The organism is Rhodococcus sp. NCIMB 12038, assembly GCF_002165735.1.
GTDB lineage: Bacteria > Actinomycetota > Actinomycetes > Mycobacteriales > Mycobacteriaceae > Rhodococcus_F.
Genome location: NZ_NHML01000055.1, coordinates 1 through 18,246, shown reverse-complemented (window position 1 = coordinate 18,246; position 18,246 = coordinate 1). Strand labels below are relative to the sequence as shown.

Genomic DNA, 18,246 nt, shown 5'->3' with positions numbered 1-18,246 from the left:
ACAAAGGGAGTTGAGATGAAGTCAATGGAAAGCCACGAGACGCCTATGGCATTCAACGCATCAATGCTGCGTAAGTCGTTCGGGCACGTCCCCAGTGGCGTGGTCGCACTTTGCGCTCTCGTCGACGAGGAACCCGTTGGAACGGTCCTCAGCACATTCATTCCCGTCTCGTTGGATCCGCCGCTGGTTGCGGTCTCGTTACAGAACGGCTCCCGGACCTGGAACACGCTTCGGGACCGTCCGCGACTCGGAGTCACCATCCTCAGCGAGTCACAGGGAATCATCGCGCGCAGTCTGGCGGCTCCTGGACCTGACCGTTTCAAAGATGTTGACTACGCAGCGTTCGACTCCGATGCCATTCGAATCGGTGGCGGTGTCGGGTACTTCGAATGCGCGCTTCGGAGTGAACATCAAGCAGGTGACCACGTCCTGGCAGTCATGGACGTTCATAGCGTCGACGTGGTGACGCCTCGCCTGCCGCTCGTCTTCCACTGCAGCGACTTCGTCGCTATCGGGGGTAAACAAACCGCTGCTTGACAGGCAGTTACAGTAGGTGCCGAGGGAGCAAGAAGCGAATGGTGCCGGGTAAGGACTGGCCGTCGGTGTGGAGTCCGCAACCGCCGAGAGGCACGCCCACGCAGCGCGTAGACCTTCAGAAGTTGAAAACCATGGTGGTTCGTGTGGTGACGTAGGACAGCCGTGGGAGATGCAGATTAGGGTCCCGCGTCAGAATTCGTGAGATATTTGGCGAGGGAATCGAGGATCTCCTCGGCGGTCTTGTGCCAGACGAGCGGCTGCAGGTCGTCGATTCAGGTCTTGATCCAGTTTCGAACGTTTTTCTCCAGTTCTGCAACGCTTTTGTGTACACCACGATGGAGCAGCTGATCGGTCAGGGATGCGAACCGCCGCTCGACCTGATAGACGCAGGAGGACCCCGTCGGGGCGAAGTGGCCGACAACATGGGTGCTTGGCCAGCCAGTCGCCCACTGCCGGCGCTTGCGGGTGGCCAGGTTGTCCCAGATGAGATGCACGTCCAGCTCGTCGGGGACGGCCTTGTCGATCGCGTTGAGGAACTTCTTGAACTTCTTCTTGGTGGTCAGATCCTTGACGGAACCGAGGGTTTCGTGGTGGATGGCCTGACGTTCGATGATCCCGAACCACACCTCCACCAGGTTCATTCACGATGCTGCCGGGGTGGGCGTGAAATGCACATGGATACGGGGATGTTCGGCCAGCCACGCGCAGACTTCGGCTTCTTGTCAGTGGCGTAGTTGTCCATCACCAGATGCAGCTCACGCTCCGGTTAGGCGCGGGGACGTGTTCGAGGAAGACGAGGAGCTCCTGATGGATGGCGCGGTTTGCGCAGCCCGGTGACCTTGACGGTGGCGATGTCCAGGGCCTGGATCTACGACTTCTCGTCCACACACAGCACGATCGCGTTGTAAGCAACCGGCTGCTCCAGTGCGTCACCCCGCGAATCTTCGGCGGCGGAGCCAGCGACGCGGTCACAACCGCGGCGTGGTCAACCGTCCGCGATCGCCCCGACCGTTGTTCGTCTTCGAGGCCGGCGCTCTCGACCTCCTCGTACCGAGAGCGCCAGGATCGCCGGCCGCGCGACCCCGACCTTGCGCGCGATCTGCGCATTCGACTTTCTTTGGGCGACAAAATCATCCTCGCCCGCTGCGCCGAAGCCGCACGCACCGACCTCGACCACGACCTATGAGTCCGGATCAGGTTCTGAGACCGCATTCGAGTATTTTGATCGCATCGGTGGCGGCTGGACTGTTCGGCCGGAGATCGGGTGGTGGTTGTGCTCCGGTGCCGTGTCGTCCGTCGTGCCGACGGAGCGCTGTCCGCACGTGGGTCACACTCCCGCGTTCTCGGCCGAGCGTCCGGTGAGAGCGTGAATGACAACGGCAATGTCGCGACGAGTCAATTCATCGCTATGCGGGATTCTCACCGAAGATGCGACCGTGGAGCGGCGTGTTATCGGATCAGATTCATTGGTAGACAACGTACTTCTCCTAATACGTGAGGGAATTCGAAACGCATATTTTGGTCGCCACGCCGCGATTCGGTTTGGCTCCGGGACTGAACCGCTGCAGCACTTCCGGAGTGCGGTCATCGCACCCGCCTCCTGACGAACAAGCCTCCCTTATCCGCTGTTCGATCTCGGCCCGGGTCGGATTGCGCCGAAGGGTCAGGCCGCCGTTGACCTGCGGGGTTTGGCCGCTCATGAAGCACTCGTCACTTGCCAGGAAAACCACGGTATGGGCGACGTCCGCAAATGTGTTTCTACCGGCCCAGCGGATACTCCTCGACAAATGCGTCAACGACTCCCGGAGTTCGGTGATAATCGGCCGAGAGAGGTGTCTCGGTCAGAACAGGCGCGATCGTGTTAAGCCGGATACCTCGACATCCGTATTCGTTCGCAACCTCCCTCAGGACATGTTCCGTGCCGGCCTTGGCGCCTGTATACGCCATGCGGTTCTCGAAGCCGATTATGGCGGCTGCCGAGGATATGTTGATGATGGACGATCCACTCTCCATCGTCTCGATCAAATCCTGCAGCATCTGGAATGGTCCTTTGATCTGGTCGGCCAGGGTCTTCAACTGCTGCTCGCGTCCGGCAACGACGACCTTCGCCCCGTCGGCGGCGAATGCGCGGGCGATGGCCTGTCCCATGTTGCCTTTCCGCGCCCAGGACCAGGGCGACCTTATTCTCTAGGCGTCCTGACGCGGTGCTCGATTTTGTTCTGCCATTGGGGTCTCCGTCCAGAGTTGATTGACCACACGAGAGCGGTCAGACTTGGCGGAGGCGGAACCGTGATCGGCCCTCATCGAAACGTTCCTGCACTGAGAGGTACCCATGCTGTCTCGTGTTCGATTCCCGCCGTGACGTCGTGACCGACAATTTCTTGCTCAGCGGAAGGGCGACTCAAGGTCTTCCAGGAAGTGGGACGCTTCAGCACACTCAGGCAGGAAGTAGGACTCTTCCATGTAGTGCACGATCCGCCACTGACTTCCGCGCCGTCGCAGTATCGCCGTCACACGTGCTGCGGTCTCGCGGACCACGTCGGACTCCACACTCTGCATGCGCCAACGAACGATGAAGATCGCGACGGCCACGTCCCCGGTGATCAGACGGAACCGACTGCGCGGCATCTCGATTGTGGCGTTGACGAGTCTGGACCGAGTGCGGGCCAGATGAGAGGCAATCGTCTCCCACCCGACCAGAATGTCGTCGATTTCGGGGGCCATGTAGGTTACGTCGCCTGCGTGATCCCACAATTCCGCGAGAGCCTGCCAGTCAAGCGTCTCCCAATGGGTGACGAACCGATGGACCACGTCGCCGACTGCTCCGATGCCCTTGTCGTCGGTGTCTGTCGACGACTGCATGTCAGTAGCCTGCCTTCGCGCTGGTCACGGCTGCTTCGCGTCCCGCGGCGCGGAGTTCCGCCGACATCCCCTGCACGACCACGGACTGTTCGTTTCCCAGGGTAATCATGCGGTATCCCATGGAGAGGTAGTCCTGCGCGAAAGAGCCGAGGCCGGCGTGCACACCGGCAAACTTGCCAGCCTCAGCGGCAGAAGCTGCGACGCGCTTCATGTGCTCTCGGACAATTGATGTGGGTGGAAACTGTGCCGGGCCATCGCCCAGAGTGATTCCCAGATCAGCTGGCCCGACGTATACGCCGTCGATCCCGTCGACAGCCAGGATTTCTTCCAGATTGTGGAGGCCTTCGGCAGTCTCGATCATGGCGAGCACCAGCGGGGCGATTTCCAACACCGTGTGGTCGCGACTCAGGTACGGAGCGATCGGTCCATAGCTTCGGATTCCACGGGGTGGGTATCGAACCGCCCGCACGATGGCTTCGGCCTGGCGGACGGTGTCGACCATCGGCACGATGATGCCGTCCGCCCCTGCGTCGAGTGCACGACCGATACTGCTGTGCCGGCTGTCCGCCACACGAACGAGACGCGGTGTCGTGAACGCCCGTACGAGTAGCCGTGGCAGATCCGCCTCACTCGCGTAGCCGTGCTGGCAGTCGATACCGAGATAGTCGGCGTCGGATCCGTCCATGAGTTCGAGGATGCTGTCGGTGGGCTTTGAAACCCACACGCCAAGAACAGCACCTGCTTCGATCCGGACGCGCAGGTCGCGCTGTGCCGGTGGCTGACCGTTCATGAGTGGTAACCCGCTTGCTGGGGGATCTCTGCGTCTATCCGGTCGCGATCATTCCGCAGGTTCTCACGGTCGGGTTGTGCCTTCCTGTAGTTCTTGGCTGAGCGCTCGAAATAGAGGGCGGCCAGCGACAAAACGAACAGGGTCATTCCCGCTACGCCTGCGATCAGGAATGCGCTGGCGTACGCGGTGGGTGCCGTGAAGGGCTTACCACCCAACTGCACGGTCTGTGACGCGAGGACCGCTGAAAAGACGAGCGGCCCGATCGCCAGTCCGACCGATTTCATCACCTGGTTCAGGTTTCCAGCCTCGCTGGTGCGTGCTTCGGGGACGCCCGACATGAGCAAAATCGGTATTGCCGCGTAGAGAAACGCGACTCCTAGGATGGTCGCCGAGCATCCTGCGACGAGCAGCGTGGGGACCTGGCCGCCGAAGTATAACGATGCCGAGGCGATGCAGATAATTACGCTTCCCACAGTCATTGGAACGCCGGCACCGAATCGCTGTGCGAGGGTGCCTGACAGCGGGCTGAGAATTGCACCGCCGACCAGGCTCGCGATTCCCATCACTGCAGCAGTGGCCGCGGCGGAAAGCCCCATTCCAATTCCGACGCCAGCCGGTGACTGAAGTACGACCGAGAACACCAGGAAGGATGCAAGGACGCCCACAGCCACTACGAACATCGCGAGGTGGGCCACTGCCACGCGACCATCGCGGAAGGTTCGTAGGTCAATGGTCGGTGTCTTGTGCCGGAGCGTGTACACGATCCACACCGCCGCGATTGTGATGCCACCAACGAAACTCAGGAGGACGATGGACGATAGTCCTGGGCGACGCATCAAGGTGAATCCCAAGAGGACGAGCGTCACGGCCACCGCGAACATCGTTCCGCCGAGAAAGTCAACATCACGCAGCGTGCCACGTCGTTCTGAGGACGGAAGAAGCCAGGCGGTGATGGCCGCGGAGATGAGTGCGAGCGCCCCGCTGAAGTAGAACATGCTGTGCCAGCCGAGGCTGTCAACTAGTGCCCCTGCAACGAAAGTACCCATGGGACCACCGATGAGCGCGGTCCCCGCGAGTAGGCTGAGCGCCATACCGATTCTCTTCTCCCCTAGCCTTTCTCGTGCGATACCAAAGGCTAGTCCGAGAATGGCGCCCGTGACGCCCTGCACAGCGCGTCCGATGATGAGCCCCGGCAGGGTCGGCGAGATCACGACGATGAAGGACCCGACGGTGCCCAGGAGCAGGGAGGCCACGAGGACCTGCTTGCGACCGAGCACATCGCCGAGGCGGCCGGCTGTGGCAGCCGTAGCTGCTGCGACGAGCGCATAGCCGGTGATCGACCATCCCACGATGAAGGGATCACCGAAGTCGGAATAGATGTGCGGAAGTGCGATCTGGACCATGTTCTGCTCGAAAGCATGGTTGGTCTCTGCGAGCACCAAGATCGTGATGAGCAGTGGTGCGCTGACCGTCTGCCAGCTTCTTGAACTGGTTCGAAGTGCCATCGAATGTTCCTTGCGTTCGTGCCCTGCTGAATCGCGAATCGGACAGCGACGAGGTCGAGTGATCCGGCGCGGTGAAATCGCTTCGGCGTGCTCCTATGGAGGAAGGCAGGATAGTGAAGTGGGGTCTGACGCCGCTCCGACGGCCTTATCCCGTCAGAGCAGCGTCAGCAATCGGTTTTCTGCTGAACCATGGGTTCTGCGCATCCAGCGACAGTCAGAGGTCCAGGACGAGCTTGGCCGACATCGCCCGGGATACACAGATCGCCATGGTGTCTTCGGCCTCGTGCTCCTCCGGCGACTTGTACGAGTCGAGATGCTCGGGTTCGCCTCCGAGGACGCGCGTCTCGCAGGAACCACACATCCCCTCTTCGCACGATGTGAAAACCAACACGTCGACCTCACGCGCGACCTCGACGATCGACTTATCCTCCGGTACATGGAGTGTGCAGCCGCTACGAGCCAACTCCACCTCGAACCCCGCCGCCGGCCCCGCCTCGATCTCTTTCGGTACGAAGCGCTCCACGTGTAGCGAGGCGCGTGGGTGACCTTTCAGTTCGGAGATGCTCTCCACCGCCGCCAAGAGTCCTTCGGGCCCGCAGCAGTACACGAGCGCCCCGTCAACCGAATCAAGGATTTTGTCCAGGGGAATTGGACCGTCAGTGTCTTGCGGGTAGATGGTCACTCGGTCTCCATACGTGGAGAGTTCCTCGACGAAGGCCATGGACGAGGAGGAGCGGCCGCCATAGTGGAGGGTCCACTCGGCCCCGGATATGGTGGCAGCTTCCAGCATGGGCAGGATGGGTGTGATGCCGATCCCGCCGGCAATGAACACATAGCGCGGCGCGGGCACGAGCGGGAAGTTGTTGCGTGGGCCGCGGATGGTCACCGGGGACCCCTTGCGAAGGGTGTCGTGAACCTCCGCGGAACCTCCGCGGCTGTTCGCATCCCGCAGAATGCCCAACCGGTAGCAGTCCAGTGTGGCAGGACTCCCCGAGAGGGAGTATTGGCGAACCATCCCCGACTCGAGCAGTACGTCCAGGTGCGATCCCGGATCCCAACTCGGAAGCCTGCCTCCGTCCGGTGCCGCCAACACGAGTTCCATCACGTCGTCGGCCGCTGCTGCGCAGCTGTCTACGACCAGGGTCAAGGTCTGCTCCCCGGTTGGGGCCGCAAGGGTTCGGTCATTCTCGATGGTCATGGCGTGCTCTCCGCTGCGGTCGCGTCGGCGAGGAGACCGTCACGCCCGACCTTACGCAGCCGCGGCAGGTAGAGGTCAGCTGCGTTGTCCCAGAGAATCCGGCGGCGATCGTCGTCTGAGAGTCCCGGTATCACATCAGCCGTGCTGGTGGTCGTCCAATGCGGGAAATTGCTGCCGAACATGAGCAGATCTGCGGATCGGCTGAGCGCGTGCCACTCAGCACTGGGCTCGTCGGGTCCCTCCAGATGGTTCGTGCGGAAGCGGAGACGGTCGATGTAGCCCTCGGTCTCCTTTGTCAGCCAAGGCACCTCGTGCCGCGAGATCGCCCAGTCAGCGTCCATGCGCCAGATGAACGGGATGAGGAAATCGTGGCAGCCGTCTGCGAAGTACACCCGCAGATTTGGAAGGCGCTCGAAGACTCCCTCGAGAATGAAGCTGGACACGTGGTACATGGCGCTGATCGACTCCTGTGAGGCGAAGTCGATGTGCTTGCGTGGGTATCCGGACATTGTGGGCTTGTAGTTGGCCGCTGCACCGCCGTCTGCATGGACGACGACCGGCAACTCGTAGCGACTGGCGGTTTCCCAGATGCGGAAATAGTTGCGCTGGCCGTATGGCCGCCAGGCGTCGAGCGGGACTCCTACCTGGACCATCCCGGGATGGTCCGCCCATCGTTCGATCTCGGCAACTGCGGCGTCCGGGTCAGCAGGGTTGACACGGATCGTGCCGAGGAAGCGGTTATTGGATTCCGGTGCATCGAGCCAAGTGCGCGCGAGCCAGTCGTTCGTAGCTCCGCACAGGACGCTGGACATGTCGAGGTCTGGCTGCGGGCCGCGGGTGAGCGGAGTCAGAACTCCGAGCCGAGAACCATCAGAGTCCATCTTGGACAGGACTTTCCCGATGTCCGAGCCTGGAAGCGCGGCGGGATCGCCCTCCGGACGGGCCGCTTCGAGGTACTCCCCGTACGGGGGGATGCCGGTCGGTGCCGAATACATCTGGCGCAAGATCCCCGGCAGGTGCCGCTTCGAGGCCCACGGCTCGGGCATCCACTGGTGGGGCTCGAGCTCGGTGCGCCAGAACGGCGTGATGCAGCTGTCGATTGCGGGTTGGTTGTCAGTCATCATCCTGCTCCAAGAAGAACGACGTGGCCATCCTCGACCACGACCTCATAGGTGCGCACGCGGACCGGTGCCGCGACGGCTTTTCCTGTTGCGATATCGAATTCCCATCCATGCCAGGGGCATTTGATGAACTCGTCTTCCCGAGAGTATTCGAGCGAGTACGGCTTCTCTCCTGCCTTCGTCTCACCGGTCAGCTGACCGACGCACATGGGCCCGCCTCGATGCGGGCAGTAGTTCACGATCGCGGAGAACTCGCCGTTGATGTTGTACACACCGACGCCGAACTTGCCCACCGGGACGATGCACATCGATCCCGGCGGCATCTCCTCGACCCGGGCAACCACGGTGCGGGTCTGCTTCTTTTCCGTCTTCATCAGTCCGCTCCCACAAAGTCATGCTCAGACCGAGCCTTCGTCACGGCGGTGACTAGGCGGCCGCCGTTGTCGAGCCGGTGCTTCATCTGCTGATGCTTGTATCGAGTCATCGGGTCGGCGCTCAGATCGAGTTCGTCGACCGGTCTCGTCTCGGGGAGCCCGTACAGCTCCTGCGCGTTCTTGTACATCACAAGGTCGCGCCATTCGGCCGGCATGCGCATGGCCACATGGCGTGGATCGTCGTAGTCCCAGTGCGGGTAGTCGCTGGAGAACATCAGAACGTTCTGCAGATTCGCTACTTCGATGAGCCGAATGAGATCCCTGGGGTCCGTCGGCTCCTCCAGCGGCTGCGTGGTGATGCGAAGCTGATCTTGAACGTACTCGCTCGGCCGCCGCTTCACTTCGGGGATCTCCGCGCCGAGCGCCTTCCAGTACTTGTCGAACCGCCAGATAGCGGGCGCTGCCCAGGTGAATCCACCCTCGACGAAGACGACCTTCAGATCCGGCAACTCTGCGAAGACGCCGTCGAAGATCAGACTCGCGAGATGGTTCACGAAGTAGTGCGACCAGGATCCCATGACTTCGATGTGATAGGCGTTGTAGCCTACCGGTGTCATCGACTGCATCGAACTCTCACGAGTGATGTGCATTGCTACCGGAAGGCCGTGTCGCGCAGCTTCCCGCAGCACTGGGCGGTAGAGCGGATGCCCGACGGGGTGGACGAGGGTTTCCGGGGCGAACTGCACCTGCGAGAAGTATGGGTGACCGACCCACTTGTTGATCTCGGCGATGGCACGATCGGGGTCGCCGGGTGAGACCCGAATACCCGCGCGGTACCGGCCGTGGGCGTTGTTGGCAGTGCCGAGCCAGTCTCGGGCGATATAGCTGTTCGTGGCCGTGCATCGCGCGGACTCCCACTCCGGGTCCCACCATTTGCTGCGGGAGAGGGGGATCAGGAAGGCGTAGTCTGTGCTGGACTCCTGGAGGACTTGCTCCGCGTACAGTTGCTTGTCTTCGCCGGGACGCTTGCCGGTGACGAGCGCGTCTATCCGGGCCGCGGTCGGCGGAGCATAGAACAACCGGGTGTTCTCGATGTCGTTCGCGCGGTTCTTGTAGTACCGCGTCCGCCATGGCTCTGGGATGTCGTCGATCATCATCTCGATCGCCGTGTCCGGGTGTGTATCTGTGTCGATGGTTGTCACACGCTTCGGTTGCCCGAGGTGCAGTTGACTGGTTTTGGGCTCCGTCATCTCTACTCTCTATCCGAGAATAAGGGTCACGATTAATGGCCCTTGCATGTTGGCTTCTCCGAGCTTAACGTCACAGTGAGTGACAAACATCACCCTGTTTAGGAGGCCAACGTGTCAGACCAGACCACCGCGTATTTGGGCGGAAAGGTCGGTGTCTCGATCGCCGACAAGATCGCCCGGAGCATCGTCGCGGAGGGTTGGCCTGTGGGCATGTACCTCGGCACCGAAGGCGATCTGATGGAGCAGTACTCGGTAAGCCGGGGCGGTCTTCGAGAAGCTATCTGCATTCTCGAACAGCAAGGCGTAGTGCAGATGCGGCGCGGACGCGGCGGAGGCCTCTGGGTCACGGCACCGGGCGACGCCGGCATCGTTCAGAGCGCGGTCCGCTACCTGACCTTCCGGCGCGTCCTTCCGGAGCACCTACAGGAGGCGCGTCACACCATTGAGCTCTCGCTCATTCCCTTGATCGTCGACAGGATGAACAACGAGAACGCTCGCCGGCTGCGCGCTCATCTCGAGATGGAGAAGGCCGAGATCGACTCGGATGCGCCGGTTCCCAAATCACCAGAGGACATTCGTGGCTTTCACACATTACTCGGATCGCTCACAGGTAACCCGGCTTTGGAGTTGTGTGCCCGTGTCGTCGAGTCGCTTGTAAGGGTGGAGTACCTCAAGCGGGCTCCCCAGCCCGATCTTCGCGATGTTCGTCGAGGGGTGTACAAGCGGCACAAGCGCGTCGTCGACGCTCTTGTCGAACGAGACCTTCCGCGCGCATTGGCGGAATACGAGGAGACCCTGGCCTGGACCAAGGCCTTCTACGTCGAAGTCGACAGGAAAGCCGAATCTTCCCCGGAGGAAGAAGACTCGAAACAGTAACCGGACGGTGTCCGGAAGTCACTGCAACCGTGAGGTGAGGTCCATCAGGAGCCCCATCGTGAGCCACTTCACAACAGGGTACTGTTTAGTCGTCGGCGGGTTTGTACAGTGAAAACCGCTCCCTGGGAGTCCGGAACGTATGGACATTCGAAGGGTAAGCATCCCTGAACCGCGCCTTCACGGTCAGTCAACGAGGAGTGACGAGATGTCGTTAAACGTGCCGCAAAAGACGTCAACCAAGGACTATCAGATGTGGTCGAATTGGGCTGGAAACATCCAATCGACACCTGCGATCACGGTGCAGGCACATACCGAGGAAGATGTCGTCGACGCAGTCAAGCAAGCCCGGGAGATCGGGCTTTCCGCACGAGTCTGTGGCAGCAGTTTGTCCTTCTCTCCGCTCGTTGCGACCGGTGGAATGTTGCTCAACCTTCTCAATCTGACCGGCATCACTGCGATTGACCCGGCGCGGGGACGGGTGCGGGTCCGGGCAGGCACGACGATCCGGCAATTCGTCGCCGACCTATGGGATCGTGGATTCGCGCTGCTCAATCAGGGGATCATCTGGAACCAGACCATCGGTGGTGCACTGGCCACCTCTACGCACGGGACCGGCCAAGGGCTGCAGGGCATGTCGTCGATGGTTACCTGGGTTCGCCTGGTCGACGGCCGGGGCGAAGTGGTCGAAATCGGCGAGGACGATCCCGACCGGTTGCACGCGGCCCAGACCAGCCTCGGCGTGATGGGCGTTTTCCTCGAAATCGAGTTGAAGGTCGTACCCAGATTCTTCCTCGAGGAGCGACTGGTCTTCGTCGACTGGGACGAGGCGCAACGATCCTGGGACTCGGATGTGGCGGCGAACCGTAATCATGCGGTGATGTGGTTGCAAAGTGACACTGCGGCGCGCGAATACAACGTCCCCACCCCTGAGGGGAAGTCACTTGCCAACAGTGCGATGTTCATGCAGTTCAATCCGATCGATCCGATCTCGGAGTCCGAGTGGTGTCGAGAAGTCGGTGCACGGCGCGGCCCGTCCTACTTCGTCCTGTCCGCGGAGAACACCACTAATCCGTTCTTCGAGCTCGAGTACATGATTCCGGTCGACAAAGCTCATGAGGCGATTCGTCAGGTGCAGGACCTCATGCGGGGCGAGCACGCCAACCAAGTCCACCCGATGTTCATCAGATTCGTCAAAGGCGATGAGGCGTGGATGTCCCCCTTCTACGAACGAGACACCGTGACGGTCTCGGTCGCTGGCCACCCGGGTGTCGAGTATTGGCCCTACCTGCGCGATGTCGACCGCACACTCAAGCAGTTCGAGGCGCGGGCCCACTGGGGAAAGTTGCACCTCATGACCCGTGAGTACCTCGAGGCCGTATACCCGCGCCACGGCGACTTCGTTCGAGTACGTAGGGAAATTGACCCGGACGGCATCTTCCTCAACGACCACACCCGACCGCTCGTGGGCTGATCGGAGCATACCGACATCGCGCACGGCGCAGGCTCAAGAGCCGGCCGACCGCACGCGGGAGCGCGCGTCAATGTACCGGGGTGAGTGGTCCGAGGGGCATCCGGGCACTGGATTTCGGGAATTCATGGCACCCGTATGTAGCTGATCGATGATCAGCACCCGGCTCCGACACGGTGACACCTCGGCTGTTCGCCGGAGTCCGCATCGAGTCGGCCGGATGTCCAGCACCAGATCGGCCGCGCCGGTCCCAGGCTCAGGGCCGGGTGTGGGTGCAGTCCCCGGACCGGCGAGCTTCGACCATTTGCCCTGACGTGTCCGGTTCGGCCTCACGTTCGAACCGGACACCGCGATGCATGGCTGATGGCTGCCATGGGGGGGTCGACCGACGCTTCAGGTCGCGTCGATCGTGCACACACCTCGAAGTCGGGTTCTGCGCGAAGAGCGACAGCAACGTACCGATCGAGCTGACAACTTAGGAAGGCGCCGAATGAGTGTCGAGGTCGCAACCACGCCGCTTCCCGCCGATGTTGCGCAGGCGCTGCTGGCGGGCGATCATTGCGCACAATCGCACGGGATCGAGTGCCGTGAGGTGGATGAAGGTTTCGCCGTGATGGCGATGACGGTACGCGAGGACATGTCCAACAGCCTCGGAATCTGTCATGGCGGCATCATTTTCCTGCTTGCCGACACCGCACTGGCGTACGCGGCCAGCGCGACGAACCTTGCGAATATTACTACCACGGCGAGCATTTCGTACCCTGCCGCTGCCCGTATCGGTGACAAACTCCTGGCGGAGTGCCGGGTAGCGCACCAATCAGGCAAAGCGGGCATCTACGACGTGGTGGTACGTCGGGAAGACGGGAACCTGGTTGCCGTGTTCCGGGGCAATACCCTCAGGACCGGCGACCAGATCCTTCGCCCCGCCTGAGACCGGCACCGCCGTGGACGATCGAAGCCGTCCACGGAGTCGTCACTCCAATGCCGGAAGGAGGGTTGGCAGCGCAACACCGCCCACGCTTGCCCTTACAGTGAGTTCGTGGCTTCCCCCGACAGCAATCCCACCGGCGCTCGCGCAGCCGGCACGCAGACCCTCGCGCGGGGCCTCCGCGCGCTCGAGTTGGTGGCGGATTCCGCGAACGGAATGACGATCCAGGACGTAGCGGACGAACTCGGAGTGCACCGCAGCATCGCTACCCGCCTGCTAGCGACGGTCGCCGAGTTCCGCCTGATCAACCGCGGCCCCGACGGCCGCTATCGCGTCGCCGGCGGCCTTGCCGCCCTGGCCCGCGAGGTCTACGCAGGCTTGAGGGAACAGGCAACACCCGCCATGCGCCGGCTGGCGAACCAGCTCGGCGCCAGTGTCGCACTCTTTGTGGCCGAGGCTGACGATGCCGTGGCCGTCGCCGTTGTCGAACCCACCAGCACCAACGTTCGGTTGTCCTTCAGACAGGGTGGACGCCATCCCCTCGACTGCGGCGCGGCCGGATACGCACTGCTTGCCGCCCTGCCTGCGCAACCTGCCGAGAACCCGCGCGTCACCGAGGGTCGGCGCCGCGGTTACGTCATCACGTTCGGCGAGGTCGAGCCCGGATTCTGGGGTCTCGGCGTCCCTCTCACTCGAGCCGCGGGTGAACCTGCCGCATGCCTAACCCTGATCAGCGCGTCGCAAGACCTGATCGAAAGCGCACCTGATGCGGTCCTGAAGGTCGCGGCTGAATTGAGCAGCTACTCCATGTAAACCGTCGATCTCGGCAGAAAACGCGCTCACCAGGCGCGGAGGACCTCCGCCGGCCCGTACCGCAGTTCGATCGCGGTACGGGTCTATTCGACATTCCGGTGCTCCGATACCGCCAGCCCCCTTGACAAGGGTGGGTGCGCGCGTGTTCACATATAGGCGACACTCGTGCAATTAACGACTGGGAAGAGGCGCTATATGAACACTGACGCGTGCACGGGAGACGGCTCGCGGAACGTGTCTCGCGATCCCGAGAGTGGCGTCGAGGACAGTGAAGTTCTCATTGTGGGAGCAGGTCCGGCGGGTCTGATGCTTGCGAACATTCTCGGTATGTATGGCCGAACGGTGACGGTGCTCGAGGCGATGGACCAATTGATCGACTACCCCCGCGGCGTGGGGCTCGACGACGAGTCCTTCCGCACCGTCCAGACCGTGGGTCTGGTGGATACTGTTCGTCCACACACCAATCCGCAGCACATCATGCGGTTGGTCAACGGGGCCGGGAAAGTCATCCTGGTCAACAACCCGCAGACCGACGAGTTCGGATGGGAGCGCAAGCACGGGTTCATCCAGCCCGAAGTCGACAAAGCGCTCTACGAGGGACTCGCGCGATTCGACCACGTCCAAGTGCATTTCGGGCATCGTGTCGAGGACGTGCTCGAGGACGGCGAATCGGTCACCGCAATCGCTCTGGTCGCCGGCTCGGACGGCGAGGTCGAGGAGCGGCGCTTCCGCGGCCGGTACCTCGTCGGATGCGAGGGAGGCAAGTCCCCGACCCGTAAGCGTCTCGGGGTGAGCTTCGAAGGCGAATCCCCCTCCACACGCTGGCTGGTGGTCGATGTGAACAACGATCCCCTCGGCACGCCGAACGTCTTCCTCGGCGCCGATCCCAAGCGTCCGTACGTCTCCATCGGGCTGCCTCATGCGGTGCGCCGCTGGGAATTCATGCTTCGCGACGGGGAGACCGAAGATCAGGTCACCGACCCCGCGTACGTCAACGAACTCCTCGCCAACCATGTCCCGAACCCATCCGACCTCGACTTCATCCGGGCCCGGGTCTTTACCCATCACGGCCGGGTGGCATCCAACTTCCGCAAGGGTCGCCAGTTGATCGCCGGCGATGCCGCGCATCTGATGCCGGTGTGGATGGGGCAGGGTTGGAACTCCGGAATGCGAGATGCGACGAACCTCGGATGGAAGCTGGCCGCGGTTCTCGCCGGCCAGGCTGATGACGAGTTGCTCGACACCTACACCACCGAACGCAAAGATCATGCGAAGGCGATGGTGGACCTGTCTCTGACCTTCGGGAAGTTCATCAAGGTCACCAACCCGATCGCCGCCACCGCTCGGGATGTCGCGTCCTCCGTCCTCAATCTCTTACCTCAGGTCAAGCGCTACTTCGCGGACATGCGCTTCAAGCCCATGCCTCGATATACCCAGGGCGTGCTTGTCGACCCCACAACCCAGGCATCAGGGACGGCGGCAGCCGGCCTCACCAGCAAGCTCATTCCTGTGTTGACCGCGAACAGCACAGTCTCGCCGGTTGGTGTCCAGTTCCCGCAACCCCGTGTACATACCCGCCTCGCGTCGAACGTGCTGCTCGACGACGCCATCGGGAATTGGTGGTCCGTCATCGTTTGGGGCAACAGCCCCAAAGATGTACTGCCGCAATCGTCACTCGACAAGCTGGACGCCCTCGGCGCCCGCCTGGTCGCCGTGGTCCCGGAAACCCAGCGCGCGTGGGCAGAGCAGTACATGGACCCCGACGTATTGGTACTCGGCGATCACACCGGACGATTGAAGAAGTGGTTCGACGACCGACCGACTCCGCTGGTGTTCCTTCGTCCAGACCGCTTCGTCGCCGGCGCCTGCCTCACCCAGCATGCCCCGGCCACCCTCGATGCGATGTTGCTTGCCATGGCCTTCACCGGCCAACCGGCCGACAGCATCCCTTCGCTGGGGGTCACACGCACCCGGGTGTCCAGCTAGAGGTCCCGACCGTCGACCCCGCCACGACATCCGAGAGAGAGCCATCAATGACAACCATCGAAACACCCGAGTACACCACCCACCCCTTCTTCGGTCTCGAAGACAAGTGGATCGAGACCGCCCCGGGCGAGCTCACCCACTACCACGAACTCGGGCAGGGTACGCCCATCCTGTTCTTGCACGGCTCCGGAACCGGCGTCACGGCAGCTGCAAACTGGTGGCTGAACCTGCCCGCAATCAGCGAACATGGCCGCTGTATCGCCATCGATTCCATCGGCTACGGCCAGAGCGTGGTCGCCGAAGGCACCGCATATGGCATCAAGGAATGGGTCCGGCACGCAGTACGAGTGCTCGATGCTCTCGGCATCGAGAAAACGTGGATCGTCGGGAACTCTCTCGGCGGCTGGCTTGCCTTCCAGTTCGCCATCGACTTCCCCGAACGACTCCTGGGGATCGTCTCCATGGGCACCGGCGGCGCGAAGCTGACGGGTGCCCTGGCCGGACATTCGAACCCGAACCTCACAGAGGACGGAATCCGGAAGACCCTCGAACTGTTCGTCGTAAATAAGTCGCTCGTCACCGATGAACTGGTGGCCCTGCGCTACCAGTCCGCCCTCAACGACACCGCCTCGGACCGCCTCGCCGACGTGGTTACCGCCCGCGATCGCGACCGTCATGAACTGCCCTTGGACTTCGAGGTGCTGAGCCGGCTCGAGATCCCCGTCTTGTTGATCCACGGTGTGCAGGATGTAGTAATCCCTGTCTCCCGGACATGGGAATTGCTCAATGTGATTCCACACGCCGACTCACACATATTCAGCCAGTGCGGCCACTGGTCCCAGGTTGAGCGCGCCGAGGACTTCAACACCGTCATCACGCAGTACCTCACTTCCCACGGCGTCACACGCTGACACCCCATCGAGGAAAGGGATAGTCGTCATGGCTCACGCCCTGGTGTGCATGTCTCACAGCCCGCTTCTGCACCTCGCCCATCCGCCGGCGGAAGTGAAGGCGAGCGTTGACGCCGCGATAGAACAGGCCCGCGCATTCGTGCACGACTTCGATCCGGACCTGGTCGTCAACTTCGGCCCCGATCACTACAACGGCTTCTTTTACGATCTGATGCCGCCGTTCTGCATCGGTCTGAACGCAACGGGGAGCGGCGACTACGACTCGTTCGCCGGCGAACTCGCCGTGCCGACCGACATTGCCGAGAAATTGGCCGAATACGTGATCGATCAGGACGTCGACGTCGCGATCTCTCGGAAGATGACAGTCGACCATGGGGCCGTACAGCCGATGGAAATCCTCTATGGCGGCGATGTAGCCGCGAAACCGATTGTTCCCGTGTTCGTGAACTCGGTCGCTCGTCCGTTCGTTAAAGTCGCCCGTGTACGCCGATTCGGCCAAGCCATCGGTCAATATTTCAAAAACTCTGACAAGAACGTTCTCTTCCTCGGTTCCGGCGGACTCTCCCACGACCCACCGGTACCGCAGATCGCCACCGCGAACGAGGCTCAACGCCAGATGCTGACCGACGGGCGCAACCCGACCCCGCAGGCGCGAGCCGCCCGCCAGGCCAGGGTCGTCGACACCGCAATCAAGTTCGCCGCCGGCGAGGCCGACATTATGGATCTCAACCCCGACTGGGATCGAGCCTTCCTGGACGTCTGCAGGTCCGGCCAGGTCGAAAAGTTCGACGCCTACACCGCGGACGAGATGGACGCCGTCGCAGGGCACTCCTCCCACGAGGTCCGGACCTGGGTCGCCGCCTACTCCGCTTTACGGGCCTGCGGCGAGTACGAGGTCGGCTACGAGTTCTACAAACCGATCAAGGAATACATCGCCGGGTTCGCAATCACGGCTGCCACAATCCGAGGAGCCTCATGACCCACGCACCCCTCCACCATCAGAGCGACCCGAAACGTCCGACACCCTCGTACAGCCGCGCTCGCTGACCAATGCCACACCTCCGTGACACAAGATGCGTTCGCTCAGTGAACGGTCTGATCTGCGGAGTCCAAACCGCGAGCATTGCGTCGGAGACGCTTGTAAATGCATCCGGAAACCCCTTAAGTGGGAGCCAGCCCGTTGCGGAGTCGTTCAATGTAGGCGAATCTTCGCAGAAACCGAATCGCTTGTTACAGCGGCAAGGAAAAACACGCTTGGGATCGGAGTTCGACACCCCGGAGCCGGGAATGTATCCGACGACACCGTCATCTCGAGCTGAAACAACACAGCGGAGAAAACCGGCGCCTCGGTGGTGGCGACGCGCGACGCAATGTTTTCCACTTCTTCTTCTGACCGTCCACCGAACAACCCCGCCACTACAACATTCGAGGAACACGAGGACATGATTACCGCGGAGATCACCGACAGAGCGGCAGAACTGGACGATTTCGTCTCCGGACTGGAAGGCGTGGTCGCGTTCACCAGCGACATCGCCGAACCCGACAAGGACGGCGGCGCCCTGCGCTACCGCGGCGTCGACATCGAGGAACTCGTCTCCAAGCACGTCACCTTCGGCAACGTGTGGGC

At 62.1% G+C, this 18,246-nt stretch carries 19 protein-coding genes; 10 read left to right on the top strand and 9 right to left on the bottom strand.

The genetic code is table 11. The annotated features are described in order from the left end of the window. Positions 1-15 precede the first annotated feature (15 nt). The gene (locus CA951_RS40600; RefSeq protein WP_087562236.1) at positions 16-537 is read left to right on the top strand and encodes a flavin reductase family protein; all 522 of its coding nucleotides are present in this window, start codon (positions 16-18) and stop codon (positions 535-537) included. 272 nt (positions 538-809) lie between these two features. On the opposite strand, the gene CA951_RS40595 is transcribed toward CA951_RS40600, so the two are convergent. Then, positions 810-1,178 carry a hypothetical protein gene (locus CA951_RS40595; RefSeq protein WP_087562235.1) on the bottom strand — a complete coding sequence of 123 codons (369 nt, stop codon included), beginning with the start codon at positions 1,176-1,178 and terminating at the stop codon, positions 810-812. A 170-nt stretch (positions 1,179-1,348) separates the two neighbouring features. Between CA951_RS40595 and CA951_RS40590 the strand changes: the two genes are divergently transcribed. Next, positions 1,349-1,723 carry a hypothetical protein gene (locus CA951_RS40590; RefSeq protein ID WP_087562234.1) on the top strand — a complete coding sequence of 125 codons (375 nt, stop codon included), beginning with the start codon at positions 1,349-1,351 and terminating at the stop codon, positions 1,721-1,723. A 572-nt stretch (positions 1,724-2,295) separates the two neighbouring features. Here the strand turns inward: CA951_RS40590 and CA951_RS44720 are convergent. From CA951_RS44720 to CA951_RS40550, 8 genes are all read right to left on the bottom strand, one after another. Next, the gene (locus CA951_RS44720) at positions 2,296-2,685 is read right to left on the bottom strand and encodes an SDR family oxidoreductase (RefSeq protein ID WP_256974289.1); all 390 of its coding nucleotides are present in this window, start codon (positions 2,683-2,685) and stop codon (positions 2,296-2,298) included. Between the two features lie 237 nt (positions 2,686-2,922). Further along, positions 2,923-3,399, bottom strand: a complete 477-nt coding sequence (locus tag CA951_RS40580; protein ID WP_087562233.1) for a nuclear transport factor 2 family protein — start codon at positions 3,397-3,399, stop codon at positions 2,923-2,925. A gap of 1 nt (position 3,400) precedes the next feature. Further along, positions 3,401-4,189, bottom strand: coding sequence for an HpcH/HpaI aldolase/citrate lyase family protein (locus CA951_RS40575; RefSeq protein ID WP_087562232.1), 789 nt, complete (start codon positions 4,187-4,189; stop codon positions 3,401-3,403). After that, entirely contained in the window at positions 4,186-5,694 is a 1,509-nt protein-coding gene (locus CA951_RS40570; protein ID WP_087562231.1) for an MFS transporter, read from the bottom strand. Before CA951_RS40570 ends, CA951_RS40575 begins: the two co-directional genes overlap by 4 nt. Before the next feature lie 214 nt (positions 5,695-5,908). Continuing rightward, on the bottom strand, positions 5,909-6,580 hold the full coding sequence (locus tag CA951_RS40565; RefSeq protein WP_256974288.1) for a PDR/VanB family oxidoreductase: 672 nt from the start codon (positions 6,578-6,580) through the stop codon (positions 5,909-5,911). 308 nt (positions 6,581-6,888) lie between these two features. Continuing rightward, on the bottom strand, positions 6,889-7,938 hold the full coding sequence (locus tag CA951_RS40560; RefSeq protein WP_256974287.1) for an amidohydrolase family protein: 1,050 nt from the start codon (positions 7,936-7,938) through the stop codon (positions 6,889-6,891). A 74-nt stretch (positions 7,939-8,012) separates the two neighbouring features. After that, positions 8,013-8,387 carry a Rieske (2Fe-2S) protein gene (locus CA951_RS40555; protein WP_087562228.1) on the bottom strand — a complete coding sequence of 125 codons (375 nt, stop codon included), beginning with the start codon at positions 8,385-8,387 and terminating at the stop codon, positions 8,013-8,015. Then, positions 8,387-9,637 (bottom strand): amidohydrolase family protein, encoded by a 1,251-nt coding sequence (locus tag CA951_RS40550; RefSeq protein ID WP_087562227.1) that lies wholly within the window; start codon positions 9,635-9,637, stop codon positions 8,387-8,389. The genes CA951_RS40555 and CA951_RS40550 overlap by 1 nt, the downstream gene beginning before the upstream one ends. A gap of 111 nt (positions 9,638-9,748) precedes the next feature. Here CA951_RS40550 and CA951_RS40545 point away from each other — a divergent pair, with 111 nt between their 5' ends. The 8 genes from CA951_RS40545 to CA951_RS40510 all read left to right on the top strand — a co-directional run. Then, positions 9,749-10,513 (top strand): FadR/GntR family transcriptional regulator, encoded by a 765-nt coding sequence (locus CA951_RS40545; RefSeq protein WP_256974286.1) that lies wholly within the window; start codon positions 9,749-9,751, stop codon positions 10,511-10,513. Positions 10,514-10,718: 205 nt separating this feature from the next. Next, positions 10,719-11,984, top strand: a complete 1,266-nt coding sequence (locus CA951_RS40540; RefSeq protein ID WP_087562226.1) for a D-arabinono-1,4-lactone oxidase — start codon at positions 10,719-10,721, stop codon at positions 11,982-11,984. A gap of 487 nt (positions 11,985-12,471) precedes the next feature. Beyond that, complete coding sequence (locus tag CA951_RS40535) at positions 12,472-12,912, top strand: hotdog fold thioesterase (RefSeq protein ID WP_087562225.1); 441 nt, start codon at positions 12,472-12,474, stop codon at positions 12,910-12,912. Positions 12,913-13,020: 108 nt separating this feature from the next. Next, on the top strand, positions 13,021-13,722 hold the full coding sequence (locus CA951_RS40530) for an IclR family transcriptional regulator (protein WP_087562224.1): 702 nt from the start codon (positions 13,021-13,023) through the stop codon (positions 13,720-13,722). A 306-nt stretch (positions 13,723-14,028) separates the two neighbouring features. Then, entirely contained in the window at positions 14,029-15,708 is a 1,680-nt protein-coding gene (locus CA951_RS40525) for a bifunctional 3-(3-hydroxy-phenyl)propionate/3-hydroxycinnamic acid hydroxylase (RefSeq protein WP_373415111.1), read from the top strand. 47 nt (positions 15,709-15,755) lie between these two features. Next, on the top strand, positions 15,756-16,619 hold the full coding sequence (locus CA951_RS40520) for an alpha/beta fold hydrolase (RefSeq protein WP_087562222.1): 864 nt from the start codon (positions 15,756-15,758) through the stop codon (positions 16,617-16,619). A 28-nt stretch (positions 16,620-16,647) separates the two neighbouring features. Beyond that, complete coding sequence (locus CA951_RS40515) at positions 16,648-17,598, top strand: 3-carboxyethylcatechol 2,3-dioxygenase (RefSeq protein WP_087562221.1); 951 nt, start codon at positions 16,648-16,650, stop codon at positions 17,596-17,598. A 463-nt stretch (positions 17,599-18,061) separates the two neighbouring features. Further along, positions 18,062-18,246: citrate/2-methylcitrate synthase (locus CA951_RS40510; RefSeq protein ID WP_306300877.1), on the top strand; the 185-nt coding region annotated here is incomplete at its 3' end.